Here is a 13,147-nt window from a genome sequence, read left to right as displayed (position 1 = left end):
TGACTGCCTTGGCGGTCTTTCACTCGGTTGCGCCTTGAAATTTTCATGTCACGACGCTGTCATAAAAGGTTTTTAAAGTTCACTCCATCGAATCTTTCAACCCTAAGAGGTCGTTTCATGAAGTTGTCCTTGATTCACGTTCTGGTGGCTGGCGCTCTGTCTGCAGCGGGTATTGCCAACGCCAGCCAGGAAGCCACAGGTGCTGGTGCGAGCTTCCCGGCTCCTCTGTATTCCAAGTGGGCTGCGGACTATCACAAGGCCACTGGCGTCAAGATTAACTATCAGTCCGTGGGCTCCAGCGCCGGTGTCAAGCAGATCGAAGCCAAGACCGTGGACTTCGGCGCTTCCGATGAACCCCTGAAGGATGACGAACTGGCCAAGAAGGGCCTGGTTCAGTTCCCCACCGTGATCGGCGGTATTGTTCCCGTGGTCAACATCAAGGGCGTGGCTCCCGGCCAGCTGAAGCTGTCGGGCCAGGTGCTGGGCGATATCTACCTGGGCAAGATCTCCAAGTGGAATGACCCCGCCATCACGGCACTGAACCCCGGTGTGGCGCTGCCTGACGCCGCTATCGCTCCCGTGCGCCGCGCTGACGGCTCCGGCACCACCTTCGGCTTCACCAACTACCTCTCCAAGGTCAATGCCGAGTGGAAGGAAAAAGTGGGCGAGGGCAAGGCCGTGAACTGGCCCACCGGTGCCGGCGGCAAGGGTAACGAAGGCGTTGCCGCCTTTGTGGGTCGCCTGCCCAACTCCATCGGCTATGTCGAGTACGCCTATGTGAAGCAGAACAAGCTGATCTACACGCAGCTGCAGAACAAGGAAGGCGTTTTCGTCTCTCCCGACGATGAAACCTTCAAGGCTGCCGCTGCCGGCGCCGACTGGGCCAAGAGCTTCTACCAGATCCTGACCAACCAGCCCGGCAAGAGCGCCTGGCCCATCACCTCGGCCACCTTCATCCTGATGCACAAGACTCAGGAAAAGCCCGATCAGGCCACCACCTCGCTGAAGTTCTTCGAGTGGGCCTACAAGCAAGGTGACAAGACCGCCGCCGACCTGGACTACGTGCCCATGCCTGACGCTGTCAAGAACGTGATCTTCAAGTCCTGGAACGACATCAAGGACGCTTCGGGCAAGGTTGTTTCCAAGTAATTTCGTGCCATCTGTGAGCAGCGGGCTGCCGTGCCGGACGGTATGTTCGCTGCTTGTTTCAACCCTTTGCGAATAAAGGCGCTCACGTGTCCACTACGTCGCCCTCCAGTTCGCTGGCTGCAGCCCCCACCGATGCCGCCAAGCGACGCTCTCCTTCTCCGCCACGTGCTCCGATGATCTCGGGACGTATGGCGGATCGTTTGTTTGGTGGTCTGGCACGCAGCGCAGCGATTCTGACGCTGGTGCTGCTGCTGGCCATCATGGTTTCGCTGATCTTCGGTGCCTGGCCCGCCATCGCCGAATATGGTCTGGGCTTTCTGACCAGCAGTGTCTGGGACCCCGTGCAGGATCAATACGGCGGTCTGGTCATGATTTACGGCACGCTGGCCACTTCGGCCATCGCGCTCATCATTGCAGTGCCCGTGAGCTTCGGTATTGCCCTGTTTCTGACGGAACTCTCGCCCGCCTGGCTCAAGCGCCCTCTGGGCACTGCCATCGAGTTGCTGGCCGCAGTTCCCTCCATTGTTTACGGCATGTGGGGCCTGATGGTGTTCGGCCCCGTGCTGGCCACCTATGTGCAGCAGCCTCTGCAGAACCTGCTGACCGGTGTGCCCTATCTGGGCGCTTTTGTCTCCGGCCCTCCCGTGGGTATCGGTATTTTGTCGGCCGGCATCATTCTGGCCATCATGATCATCCCCTTCATCGCCTCCGTGATGCGCGATGTGTTCGAAGTCACGCCGGCGCTGCTCAAGGAGTCGGCCTACGGTCTGGGCTCCACGACCTGGGAAGTGGTCTGGAAAGTGGTGCTGCCCTATACCAAGACCGGCGTGCTGGGCGGCGTCATGCTGGGCCTGGGCCGCGCACTGGGCGAGACCATGGCCGTGACCTTTGTGATCGGCAACATGAACCAGCTCAATTCCCTGTCCGTGTTCGAGGCTGCGAACAGCATCACCTCGGCGCTGGCCAATGAGTTTGCCGAGGCCGGTGAGGGCCTGCATCAGGCGTCGCTGATCTATCTGGGTCTGGTGCTGTTCTTCATCACCTTTGTGGTGCTGGCCTGCTCCAAGCTGCTGCTCAACCGTCTGCAGAAGAACGAAGGAGCCCGCTCATGAGCCCGACTTCCACCTCCTCCAAAATGCTTGACGCAGCCGATCTGGCTGCGGTGCGCCAGGCCAGGTACAACAGGCGCAAGCACCTGAATCAGCTTGCGCTGACCCTGTCCATGGCAGCCATGCTGTTTGGCGTGTTCTGGCTGGTCTGGATTCTCTGGGAAACCATTCGCCAGGGCCTGGGCGGTCTGAACTTCGCCCTGTTCTCGCAGATGACGCCTCCGCCCAACGAGGAGGGCGGTATTGCCAATGCCATCTGGGGCTCGCTGATGATGGTGGCGATGGCCACTTTCGTGGGCACGCCGATCGGCGTGATGGCCGGGGTCTATCTGGCCGAGTACGACAAAAAAGGCTGGCTGGCTTCCACCACGCGTTTCGTCAACGACATTCTGCTGTCGGCGCCCTCCATCGTCATCGGTCTGTTTGTCTATACCGTGGTGGTGGTGCGCCTCAAGAGCTTCTCCGGCATGGCAGGCGTGATCGCGCTGGCGCTGATCGTGATTCCCGTGGTCATCCGTACCACGGAAAACATGCTGGTGCTGGTTCCCGCCAGCCTGCGTGAAGCGGCTTATGCGCTGGGTACGCCCAAGTGGAAGGTCATCCTCATGGTGACCTTGCGCGCTGCCCGCGCCGGCGTGATCACCGGCGTGCTGCTGGCCGTGGCCCGTATTGCTGGCGAGACCGCTCCGCTGCTGTTCACGGCGTTGAACAACCAGTTCTGGAATGCCGACATGAGCAAGCCCATGGCCAGCCTGCCGGTGACCATCTTCAAATTTGCCATGAGCCCGTATGAGAACTGGCAGCAACTGGCCTGGGCCGGTGTCTTCCTCATCACTGTGGCTGTGCTGGGTCTGAATATCCTGGCGCGTTTCATCACCCGCCAGAAGTAATTCGAAAGTTCAAGATCATGACTGCAACCACTGCTCCCGCCAACATCAAGCTGGCCGTGCGCGACCTGAACTTCTACTACGGCAAGTTTCACGCGCTGAAAAACATCAATCTCGATATTCCCGAGAAGAAGGTCACGGCCTTCATCGGCCCCTCGGGCTGCGGCAAGTCCACGCTGCTGCGCACGTTCAACCGCATGTTCGAGCTCTATCCCGAGCAGCGTGCCGAAGGTCAGATCATGCTGGACGGCGACAACCTGCTGACCAGCAAGCAGGATGTGGCCCTGATTCGTGCCAAGGTCGGCATGGTGTTCCAGAAGCCCACGCCGTTCCCGATGTCCATTTATGACAACATCGCTTTCGGCGTGAAGCTGTTCGAGAATCTCAACGCCTCGGACATGGATGACCGCGTGGAGTGGGCACTGCGCAAGGCTGCGTTGTGGAATGAAGTCAAGGACAAGCTGCAGCAAAGCGGATCGGGCCTGTCTGGCGGCCAGCAGCAGCGTCTGTGCATCGCGCGCGGCATTGCCATCAGGCCCGAGGTGCTGCTGCTGGACGAGCCCTGCTCGGCGCTGGACCCCATCTCCACGGCCAAGATCGAGGAGCTGATTGCGGAGCTGAAGAACGACTACACCGTGGTCATCGTGACACACAACATGCAGCAGGCCGCCCGTTGCAGCGATTACACGGCCTATATGTATCTGGGGGATCTGGTGGAGTTTGGAGACACCGAAAAAATGTTCTTCAAGCCCCAGCGCAAGGAAACGGAAGACTACATCACAGGCCGCTTCGGCTAAGGACTTAAAAATGACAGAAAAACATTTGTCCACGCAGTTCGACTCCGAACTCAATCGTGTCTCGGCCCGCGTCATGGAGCTTGGCGGTCTGGTCGAGTCGCAGATCAGCAATGCCGTCTATGCACTGACCAGTTTCAGCACCGATGCGGTTGAGCAGGTCATCAGCACCGAGCAGCGCGTCAACGCCATGGAGGTCGAGATCGACCATGAGCTGTCGTCCATCATTGCGCGCCGCCAGCCCACGGCCCGCGACCTGCGCCTGCTGATTGCCTTCTCCAAGGCCACGGCCAACCTGGAGCGCATGGGTGACGAAGCCTGCAAGATGGCCCGTATGGTCAAGTCCATCATCGAAAGCGGCGCAGCCCGTTCGCTGCCCAGCGGCGAGTTGCGCATGGCTGCCCAGATGGCTTCCGAGCTGCTGCGCAAGACCCTGGATGCCTTTGCCCGACTGGACACCAAGGCGGCGGTTGCCATCTTGCGTGAAGACGATCTGATCGACGAGGAGTTCGACGGTTTTGTGCGCAAGCTCATCACCTACATGATGGAAGATCCGCGCACCATCTCCGCCAGTCTGGACCTGCTGTTCCTGGCCAAGGCCATCGAGCGTATCGGCGACCACTCCAAGAACGTGGCCGAGCTGATCATCTACCTGGTCGAGGGCAAGGATGTGCGCCATCAGACCATGGCTGAAATCGAATCTGCGGTGTTGTAAGACGGAGGTTACTCAGGGATGAAGAAGATGCCCATGGTCCTCATCGTGGAGGACGAACCTGCGATTGCAGAGTTGATCGCGGTCAATTTGAGGCATAACGGCTTCCAGCCCGTCTGGGCGGAAGACGGTGTTTCGGCGCAGCGCGAGCTTGATGCCGTGCTGCCCGACGTGATCTTGCTCGACTGGATGCTGCCCGGGGCCAGCGGTCTGTCTCTGGCCCGCAAATGGCGTGCCGACAGCCGTACCAAGGCCGTGCCCATTCTCATGCTGACGGCCCGTGGCGATGAGCCCGACAAGGTGGCGGGCCTGGATGCCGGGGCGGATGACTACATCACCAAGCCTTTCTCCACTCAGGAGTTGCTGGCCCGCATACGTGCCGTGCTGCGCCGCCGTGCGCCTGAGCAGGTGCAGGACAAGGTCAGCATTGGCGAGCTGGTGCTGGATGCCGCAGCCCACCGTGTGAGCTGGCAGGGCGATCTGCTCAAGATCGGTCCCACCGAGTTCAAGCTGCTCAACTATCTGATGAAGCACCCCGAGCGTGTGCACAGCCGTGCGCAGTTGCTCGACAAGGTCTGGGGCGATCACGTCTTCATTGAAGAGCGCACCGTGGACGTGCACGTCAAGCGCTTGCGAGAATCGCTGGGTGTGGCGGGTGTTCTGATTGAGACCGTGCGCGGTGCGGGCTACCGTTTCAGCGCCCAGGCCATGGCCTGACAGCACTTCCCCCCGAACCTCGGCCCGGCCTGGCTGGGTCGTCAAAAATCACAACTGAAAGCAAATATGGGGTGGCGTGGTTTTCGATTGTTGGCTTCTCAGCTCGCGGCAGCCGTGGCGGTATGGCTGCTGTGGGCCTATCTCGTTGCACCCGGTGCGACGGCGCTGCAGCAATGTGTGGCGGCCATGACGGGAGCGTTGATCGGCGGCTGGATATGGTGGCTGGTGGACAGCTGGAATGGAGCGCGTCTGCTGCACTGGCTGCGTCAGTCGGAGCTGGGCGCGGTGCCCAATCTGGCAGGTATCTGGGGCGAGGCCAGCGTGCGCATGCGCCGCTGGATTCGCCAGAGCGTGCAGCAGGTGCAGCAGGGCGACCAGCGGCTCAATGACATTCTGTCTGCCTTGCAGGCCAGCCCCAATGGTGTGGTGCTGCTCGATGCACAGGGCCGCATCGAATGGTGCAATCAGATTTCCGCCAAGCAGTTCGGCTTTGACGCCGAGCGCGATGTGCTGCAAAGCATCGGTAATCTGGTACGAGATCCTCAGTTCAGTGCCTATTTTGCAGCGCAGGACTTCAGCCATGATCTGGTCATGCAGGGGCGCGAAAGCACACCTTCGCGGCCGGTCAAGCTGTCGGTGCAGCTCTATGGCTATGGTGAAGGGCGCAAGCTGCTGCTGGCGCGCGATGTGACGGCGCTGGAGCAGGCCGAAGCCATGCGCCGTGACTTCGTGGCCAATGTCTCCCACGAAATCCGCACGCCTTTGACCGTGCTGGCCGGTTTTGTCGAGACCCTGCAGAACCTGCCGCTTGAGGAAGACGAGCGCAGGCGCTATCTGGAGCTGATGGCCCAGCAGGCCGAGCGCATGCAGCATCTGGTCGAGGACTTGCTGACCTTGTCGCGCCTGGAGGGAAGCCCGCTGCCCAGCAACAATGACTGGGTGTCGGTGGCGCAACTGCTCAATCGCTGTGAGAACGAGGCTCGCGGCCTGTCCAATGCCTTGACGCGCAAGCAGGCCAAACCCCATGTGCTGAACTTTCCTGATGAGCAGGCGCTGCGGCAGGCCGGAGATCTGGCAGGTGCGAGCGCAGAACTGCACAGTGCGTTTTCCAATCTGCTGGCCAATGCCATGCGCTACACGCCGGCCGGCGGGCAGATTGATGTGCGCTGGCAACTGCTGCCCGATGGATCGGCCCGCTTTGCCGTCAAGGACTCAGGACCCGGCATCGACGAAAAGCACGTCTCGCGTCTGACGGAGCGCTTTTATCGCGTGGATCGCAGCCGCTCACGCGACACGGGCGGCACCGGCCTGGGGCTGGCCATCGTCAAGCATGTGCTGCAGCGGCATGGCGCCAGGCTCAGTATCCAAAGTGAGCTGGGCAAGGGCTCGGAATTCGCCGTCACCTTCCCGCCAAGCCGAGTGCGGGCGGCTGCTGAACCACCCGCCAAGGCACTTTCTCACTAGGAGGCCCTAGGCCGGGCCTGCGGCTTTGGAGGTCGTATGGCTCTGTGCAAAATGCTGCTGAAGGCGATGGCCGTGACAAACAGGGCTGCCGCGCTGCAAACCCACAGGGGCATGGGCGTGGCCTGCCAGTGCCGCCAGCCTTCGGCTGCTTGCCATCGGTAGGTCAGCCAATAGCCAAGGCCCAGGCCGCCGCCCCACAGCAGCAGGCAATAGATCACCAAAGGCGCCACGGTCACGCGATAGCAGCGCAGCACGAAAATGCAATAGGTCTGCACGCAGTCGGCCACATGGTAGGCGGCCACGCAGATCAGCAGCCAGGACGTCATGGCCAGCACCTGCGGGGAGTCGGTGTAGATGTCTGCAATCCAGGTGCGGGCGATCAAAAGCGTGGCTGCTGTCGCAATACCGATGAGCAGAGCAAGCTTGAAACACTGTTGAATCAGCGTCCTGGCCTGGGCTTCATCACCGGCGCCGCGCCAGTAGCTGACGCGGGCGCTGGTGGCAATGGCCAGAGACAGCGGCACCATATAGCAGATGGCGGCCAGATTGGCGGCCGTCTGGTGGCTGGCAGACGAGAGCGAGCCCTGCCTTGCCACATACAGGGCCATGAGGGTGAAGGAGGTGACTTCCACCAGAATGGCCAGGCCTGCTGGGATGCCAAGGCGGCAGAAGCGGACCAGCTGCAGCCAGTCTGGGCGCTCCAGCCTTTGCCAAAGCGCCAGCGGAGCATAGAAATCCTGAGTGCGCATCAGCCACAGGGCCACGGCAAACATGGTGTAGTTGACCAGCAGCGTGGCCAGTGCGCAGCCCACTGCTCCCAAGGGGGCAAGGCCCAGCCCGCCAAAGGTGAACCAGATGGACAGGGGGATCTTGATCAGCAGCGAGACGAGTTGCAGCCCGGTGACCAGCTTGGGGTGGCCGAGCGCCTGGTTGAGCGCGCTGTAGATGCGAAACAGCAGCGCCGGCGGCAAGCCCCAGGCCAGTACGGCCAGATAGCGCTTGACCTCCAGCTGCAGCGCGTCGGGCACATCGGTCCAGCGCAGCAGTGCGCCGGGCATGAGCAGCACCGCCATGCCAAGCACGCAGGCCAGCGCACACAGATACATGGACTGGCGCAGCGAATGGCCGATGGCCTGTGGCTGACCGGCACCTCGCTGCTCGGACCACAAGGGCAGGAGAGCCTGAAAAATGCCCATCAGCGAGGCATAGACACTGATGAAAATAGCCGACCCTACGGAGAGGGCGGCCACGGCATCGTTGGAATAGCGGCTGGCCACGATGGTATCGGTGGTGCCAAAGGCCATGACGGCCAGCTGTCCGGCCAGCACGGTGCCTGCATGCCGGCCTATGTACTGCAATTCCCCCTTCATGGAGCTTTGGGGTCGGTGTACTTGAGCAGTACCAGGACTTCCTTTTGGCCCGCCAGACGGGTGATGCGGCTGACTTCATTCCAGCCTTGGCGCAGCTTGCGATTGTGATCGCCCGCCCAGCGGTCTGCGTCGACCAGTGCCCAGCTGCAGTCGTCGGGACTGCTGCGGCGCAATAGTGCCGTATCCACGTGGGTGTAGTAGCGCACGGCAGCAATTTGCGAACGGCCCAGGCCGTAGGTCAGCACGCAGCTTGTGGCGCCGTTGTGCTTGAGTTCGCCGCCCAGCTGTGTCATCTGGAATTGATAGCTGCGAGCATGATCCAGCGGCTCCATCCAGAGAGTGGACAGCAGCACCCAGCTCAGTGTGGCGCCGCCGGCCGGGAGCACCAGGCTCTTCCAGATGGCTGCGCGATTGCGCGAGGTGCGCCAGATCACCAGTACAAACCAGCCGGCCGTGGCGATCAGCGCCACGATGACCGTGGGCCAGGAGATGTTTGCTTCGAACTGCGGAGCGAGGCGCGCAATGTTGGCAGCGATTTTGGGTGGGAATCCGGTCTGGAACGCCAGCCAGACCACCCAGATGGCAATCGCGGATGCTGTAAAGAACAGCAGCGTGAACCAGTCGATCAGTGCGCTGATGCTGCGGCGGAAAGTGGGCAGCGCGAAGGCGGCCAGGGTGGCGATGGCGGGCAGTCCCAGCAGCAGCGCCCGATCGGCCGGGGTGCTGCTCAGGCAGGCAGCCACAGGGACAGTGGCAAACAGCAGGGAGATGGACAGATGGGGGTTGTGGCCGGGGCGTGCAATCTGCCGGCGCCAGACCCACAGCGTCCACAAGGCCAGGGGCCAGGCGGGCCAGCAGAACCACAGCAGCAGCTGCAGCAGGGTGTCCCAGTCCTTGAACGAGTCCACCAGATGCCAGACCCACTGATCCAGGGCCGTGGTCAGGCTGGCTGCCAGTAGCGTGGCGGCCAGCCAGACTGCGGCCCAGATGCGGGCCTGACGGTGGGCGCGGCCAGGATTGTCGCCCCAGCTGCGCTGGGTGAAGGCGATCACGCTGCCGCCAAGTCCGAACAGCACGGAAAGAGTGGGGGCGCCGCTCAGGGCCAATCCCAGCATGCCAAATAGCAGTGCCGCGGCTGACTTCCTCGGGTGATAGGCCATTGCCGCAGCGGCAAAGAACAGCAGCGCCGTGCAGCCCAGCTGCGTGACATAGCTGGTGGTTTCATGCGAGAGCTGGGCCAGGCCCAGGCAGGCAACCAGTGCCAGCAAGGCTGCATCGGCCATGGCGCGGGCATAGTCGATGAGCTGGGCTTCCCCTCCAAAGGCAAAGGCCACGGGCTGCGCACCGGGCGTGCGTGCAAGGTAATAGGCTGCCCACCAGGCGGCGCCCAGGGTCACGACCAGCAAGGCGATGAAGGGCAGGCGCGCCGCCATTTCGGCGCCGAGCAGCCACTCGAATCCCTGCAAGGACAGGGCCCCCAGCCAGTAGGGCAGCAGACCGTCCATGCTGGGAGCCAGACCCGAGAGCTTGGGGGCCAGCCAGTCGGTCTTGCCCAGCGCCAGCTCGCGCATGTAGCCAAAGGCCTCCATGTCGTTGGAGCGCCAGGGGCCGCGCATGACAAAGCCGGGAATCACATAGGCCAGGCACAGCAAAAGCAGGGCCCAGCGCGGCAGGCGGCGTACAGCGCTTTGGGCAACGATGGCAGGTGTGGGCTGGTTCACGCAATCAATCCAGTAGCGGCTGTGCGAATTTGCACCGCCAGATCAGGCGAAAGCGCTTGGAGTCAAAGCGCTTGGTGCTCCGATGATAGGAGCATTGGAATTTCGTGGGGCGGCACCCAAAAAAGAAAAAGGCAGCACGGTTGCCCGGGCTGCCTTTTCAGCAAAAAAGTAAGAATTACTTCTTGCCGAAGCGGTTGCGGAACTTCTCCACGCGACCACCCATGTTGTCCACCGACTTTTGTGTGCCAGTGTAGAAGGGGTGCGATTCAGAAGTGGTATCCAGCTTGAACAGAGGGTACTCTTTACCTTCGAAGTTTTCGGTTTCCTTGGTGGAAACGCAAGAACGTGTCACGAACTTGAAGCCGTTGGACATGTCCACGAACAGAACTTCGCGGTAATTGGGGTGAATGCCTTCTTTCATGATCTTTCCTTTGGTCAAGTGCGGGAGCCGCACCAGCCTGTCCGGTGTACTTTCCGCATTAAAGCCCTCCATTATTGCACACAATGAGAAAACTGTGCCGCGCGCGTCAGTGGTCGGTGGCGTGCGTTCAGCTTGCAAATCATGGCCAATAGTTCCGGTGGCAGGCCTGATCCAGGCAAGGCAGCAGAGTTCTTTTAGCTGCAGCAGCCCGGTGTTCGGGGCCGGCTGCCGCATGCCGAAGCGCTTTCGGCTGCGCGAGCTTGATGTGGCTCAACCCCCGGCAGGTCGTGACTAGGCAACAACTTTTGCTGCGCATAAGATGTTGCGTTATTGCCATGCAGCAAAAAGGGGCCGCTATGGTTGACCGCAATGCCGAAGCTCAGTTCAGTTCCAGCCAGCAGCTTGATCAGGCTGTGCGCGCGATGTGGGCGCAGCAGTGGCTGTCGGTTTCCCCCGAGTCCCAATGGCAGGCCTGGATGGATTGGGCCGGCAACCTTGCCATCAGCCCGGCAAAGCGTCTGGATCTGGCAAGGCTGGCGCTGGAGGAATGGGTCAGGCTTTGCTATGGCGGGCCACAGACGCAGGAGGCGGAGCGTCTCTTTCAGGCTCCTGAATGGAAGCAATGGCCGTTCACGGTCATGAGTGCGGGCTTTGCCGCTCAGCAACGCTGGTGGCAGGCTGCCAGCCAAGGCGTTGCAGGTGTTGACAAACATCACGAGCGTCTGGTCGGGTTCTGGGGCAGGCAGTGGCTGGATATGCTTTCGCCCGCGAACTTTTTTGCCACGAACCCGATCGTTCTGGAGCGTACCGCCAAAGAGGGCGGTGCGAATCTGGCGCGTGGCTTCCAGTACCTGATGGAAGATGTGCATGCGCAGCTCACCAACAAGCCGCCTGCTGGCTGCGAGGAGTTTCAGGTGGGGCGCGATGTGGCCGTCACCGCTGGCAAGGTGGTGCTGCGCAACCAACTGATGGAGCTGATCCAGTACGCACCGACCACCGACAAGGTCCATCCCGAGCCGGTCTTGATCATGCCGGCCTGGATCATGAAGTACTACATCCTGGATCTTTCGCCACACAATTCGCTGATCAGGTATCTGGTCGATCAGGGGCATACGGTGTTCTGCGTCTCCTGGAAGAACCCCGATGCCGAAGATCGAGATCTGGGCATGGACGACTATGTCGAGCTGGGCTGGCGTGCTGCACTGGATGCCGTCACGGCCATCGTCCCGGGGCAGAAGGTGCATGCTGCAGGCTATTGTCTGGGCGGCACCTTGCTGGCCATTGCGGCAGCAGCGATGGCGCGCGATGGAGACGAGCGTCTGGCATCGATGACCTTGCTGGCCGCGCAGACCGATTTCACCGAACCTGGCGAGCTGGCGCTGTTCATCGACGAAGCGCAGATCAGCCTGCTTGAGGCCCAGATGGCCCAGCAAGGCTATCTGCGCGCCGATCAGATGGCGGGCGCGTTTCTGATGCTGCGCTCCCATGATCTGCTGTGGTCGCGCATGGTCAATCAATACCTGCTGGGCGAGCGGGCGCCGATGAGCGATCTCATGGCCTGGAATGCCGACGCCACGCGCATGCCAGCCAGGATGCACTCGCAATACCTGCGCCGTCTGTTTCTGAATAACGACCTCAGTGAAAGCCGCTATCCGGTCGATGGCAAGCCGGTCTCGCTCCTCAATCTGCAAGTGCCCATCTTCTGTGTGGGAACGCTCACCGATCATGTAGCGCCTTGGCAATCGGTATTCAAGCTGCACCACCACACTGCGGCTGAAATCACCTTTGTGCTGACCAGTGGCGGCCACAACGCCGGTATTGTCAGCGCGCCCGGCCATCCGCGACGCCGCTACCAGTTGCTCACGCGGTCTGTCGGGGCTCAGGACATTGTTGCCCAGCAGTGGCAGCAAGAGGCCGAGCAGCGCCAAGGCTCCTGGTGGCCGGCATGGCACGAGTGGCTCAAAAACAGATCCGGCACACCGATAGCTCCGCCGCGCATGGGCGGCACTGGCGGCGGGCCCTTGTATGACGCTCCGGGCCAGTACGTGCTCGGGCATTGAGTTTTCAAAAGCCGTTTGGTCACGGTGATATGCCGGACGGTCCGCCAGCCTCTCGATAGGCACCACCATCACCATAGGGAGAACGATATGAGTATTCAAGCGACCCCCCTGAATCTGTTCAAGGCCAATGCCGAGCTGCAACTGCGCATCGCTCAGCTGATGCGTGAAAGTGGCCATCGCTGGCTGGCAGCCGCGCAGCAGAGCAGTGCTGCCGGCATCAGTGAAACCACGGCGGAGCTGCAAAGCGTGTTGCGTGCCGAAGACTGGCAATCACTGGCCAGCCTGCCCGCCGAGGCGTTCATGCGCAGGCTTGAGGACCGCATGAGTGATGCCAAGAGCGCCAGCGATATCGCGATCAAGAACCAGCAGGCTTTTGCCAGCGGTCTGCAGCAGGCCCTGGAGGCCTGGCAAAAATCTGTGGCCGAGGCCCTGCGTGCAGACAGCGCGCCCAATCTGCCCGCTTTGCCACTGCAGGACATCTTCAAGCAATGGCTGTCTGCCTGGACGCCGGCAACTCAGGACCCCGCTCAGGCCAAGAGCGGCGAAGCGGCGCAGAAGTAGGCCGCAGGCTGGCGCAGCTTCAGCTAAAGATGGCGGCGCTGCCGCCTGCGGGCCGGCTGGTCAGCTGGCCCTCCATTGCAAAAAATCCGATGTTTTCGGCGTTTTGTGGCGATCCATAAAGCGCTGGAGGCTATTGTTTTTGAATCTTCTTGAGTGAGAAGATTGTGACTTCGGGAGCACGA

The 13,147-nt window shown here is 61.5% G+C and carries 12 protein-coding genes; 9 read left to right on the top strand and 3 right to left on the bottom strand.

Annotated elements, in window-relative coordinates:
• Nucleotides 1-117 precede the first annotated feature (117 nt).
• From pstS to phoR, 7 genes are all read left to right on the top strand, one after another.
• A complete protein-coding gene (gene pstS / locus AC1RTQ_RS15175) occupies nt 118-1,149 on the top strand; it encodes a phosphate ABC transporter substrate-binding protein PstS (protein ID WP_492876921.1) in 1,032 nt (343 codons plus the stop codon).
• Between the two features lie 173 nt (nt 1,150-1,322).
• A complete protein-coding gene (pstC, locus tag AC1RTQ_RS15170; protein ID WP_492877124.1) occupies nt 1,323-2,261 on the top strand; it encodes a phosphate ABC transporter permease PstC in 939 nt (312 codons plus the stop codon).
• On the top strand, nt 2,258-3,148 hold the full coding sequence (gene pstA, locus AC1RTQ_RS15165) for a phosphate ABC transporter permease PstA (protein ID WP_492876919.1): 891 nt from the start codon (nt 2,258-2,260) through the stop codon (nt 3,146-3,148). The genes pstC and pstA overlap by 4 nt, the downstream gene beginning before the upstream one ends.
• A gap of 17 nt (nt 3,149-3,165) precedes the next feature.
• Nucleotides 3,166-3,942 (top strand): phosphate ABC transporter ATP-binding protein PstB, encoded by a 777-nt coding sequence (gene pstB, locus AC1RTQ_RS15160; RefSeq protein WP_302089929.1) that lies wholly within the window; start codon nt 3,166-3,168, stop codon nt 3,940-3,942.
• 10 nt (nt 3,943-3,952) lie between these two features.
• Complete coding sequence (gene phoU, locus AC1RTQ_RS15155) at nt 3,953-4,654, top strand: phosphate signaling complex protein PhoU (protein ID WP_003053453.1); 702 nt, start codon at nt 3,953-3,955, stop codon at nt 4,652-4,654.
• Between the two features lie 18 nt (nt 4,655-4,672).
• Nucleotides 4,673-5,368 (top strand): phosphate regulon transcriptional regulator PhoB, encoded by a 696-nt coding sequence (phoB, locus tag AC1RTQ_RS15150; protein ID WP_003053455.1) that lies wholly within the window; start codon nt 4,673-4,675, stop codon nt 5,366-5,368.
• An 87-nt stretch (nt 5,369-5,455) separates the two neighbouring features.
• Nucleotides 5,456-6,832, top strand: a complete 1,377-nt coding sequence (gene phoR, locus AC1RTQ_RS15145) for a phosphate regulon sensor histidine kinase PhoR (protein WP_302089930.1) — start codon at nt 5,456-5,458, stop codon at nt 6,830-6,832.
• Here the strand turns inward: phoR and AC1RTQ_RS15140 are convergent.
• From AC1RTQ_RS15140 to AC1RTQ_RS15130, 3 genes are all read right to left on the bottom strand, one after another.
• Nucleotides 6,829-8,202: an MATE family efflux transporter gene (locus AC1RTQ_RS15140; RefSeq protein ID WP_492876916.1), complete on the bottom strand. Its 1,374-nt coding sequence runs from the start codon at nt 8,200-8,202 to the stop codon at nt 6,829-6,831. The genes phoR and AC1RTQ_RS15140 overlap by 4 nt on opposite strands.
• Nucleotides 8,199-9,923 (bottom strand): hypothetical protein, encoded by a 1,725-nt coding sequence (locus tag AC1RTQ_RS15135; RefSeq protein WP_492876914.1) that lies wholly within the window; start codon nt 9,921-9,923, stop codon nt 8,199-8,201. The genes AC1RTQ_RS15140 and AC1RTQ_RS15135 overlap by 4 nt, the downstream gene beginning before the upstream one ends.
• Before the next feature lie 175 nt (nt 9,924-10,098).
• A complete protein-coding gene (locus tag AC1RTQ_RS15130; RefSeq protein WP_003053459.1) occupies nt 10,099-10,344 on the bottom strand; it encodes a type B 50S ribosomal protein L31 in 246 nt (81 codons plus the stop codon).
• Nucleotides 10,345-10,700: 356 nt separating this feature from the next.
• Here AC1RTQ_RS15130 and AC1RTQ_RS15125 point away from each other — a divergent pair, with 356 nt between their 5' ends.
• Both AC1RTQ_RS15125 and AC1RTQ_RS15120 read left to right on the top strand, forming a co-directional pair.
• Nucleotides 10,701-12,404 carry a PHA/PHB synthase family protein gene (locus AC1RTQ_RS15125; protein WP_492876912.1) on the top strand — a complete coding sequence of 568 codons (1,704 nt, stop codon included), beginning with the start codon at nt 10,701-10,703 and terminating at the stop codon, nt 12,402-12,404.
• A gap of 87 nt (nt 12,405-12,491) precedes the next feature.
• Nucleotides 12,492-12,965, top strand: coding sequence for a phasin family protein (locus tag AC1RTQ_RS15120; RefSeq protein WP_492876911.1), 474 nt, complete (start codon nt 12,492-12,494; stop codon nt 12,963-12,965).
• Nucleotides 12,966-13,147 lie beyond the last annotated feature (182 nt).

Source organism: Comamonas sp. GW821-FHT11H03 (assembly GCF_058807955.1).
The sequence above is the reverse complement of the archived record's forward strand: the minus strand, read 5'-3'. Positions and strand labels throughout refer to the sequence as shown.

What these genes read in the sequence shown, in the direction of transcription:
- phoB (WP_003053455.1), top strand. Translation starts at nt 4,673, where the DNA reads ATGAAGAAGATGCCCATGGTCCTCATCGTGGAGGACGAACCTGCGATT.
- AC1RTQ_RS15120 (WP_492876911.1), top strand. Translation starts at nt 12,492, where the DNA reads ATGAGTATTCAAGCGACCCCCCTGAATCTGTTCAAGGCCAATGCCGAG.
- AC1RTQ_RS15140 (WP_492876916.1), bottom strand. Translation starts at nt 8,202, where the DNA reads ATGAAGGGGGAATTGCAGTACATAGGCCGGCATGCAGGCACCGTGCTG.
- pstA (WP_492876919.1), top strand. Translation starts at nt 2,258, where the DNA reads ATGAGCCCGACTTCCACCTCCTCCAAAATGCTTGACGCAGCCGATCTG.
- AC1RTQ_RS15125 (WP_492876912.1), top strand. Translation starts at nt 10,701, where the DNA reads ATGGTTGACCGCAATGCCGAAGCTCAGTTCAGTTCCAGCCAGCAGCTT.
- AC1RTQ_RS15130 (WP_003053459.1), bottom strand. Translation starts at nt 10,344, where the DNA reads ATGAAAGAAGGCATTCACCCCAATTACCGCGAAGTTCTGTTCGTGGAC.
- pstS (WP_492876921.1), top strand. Translation starts at nt 118, where the DNA reads ATGAAGTTGTCCTTGATTCACGTTCTGGTGGCTGGCGCTCTGTCTGCA.
- pstC (WP_492877124.1), top strand. Translation starts at nt 1,323, where the DNA reads ATGATCTCGGGACGTATGGCGGATCGTTTGTTTGGTGGTCTGGCACGC.
- pstB (WP_302089929.1), top strand. Translation starts at nt 3,166, where the DNA reads ATGACTGCAACCACTGCTCCCGCCAACATCAAGCTGGCCGTGCGCGAC.
- phoU (WP_003053453.1), top strand. Translation starts at nt 3,953, where the DNA reads ATGACAGAAAAACATTTGTCCACGCAGTTCGACTCCGAACTCAATCGT.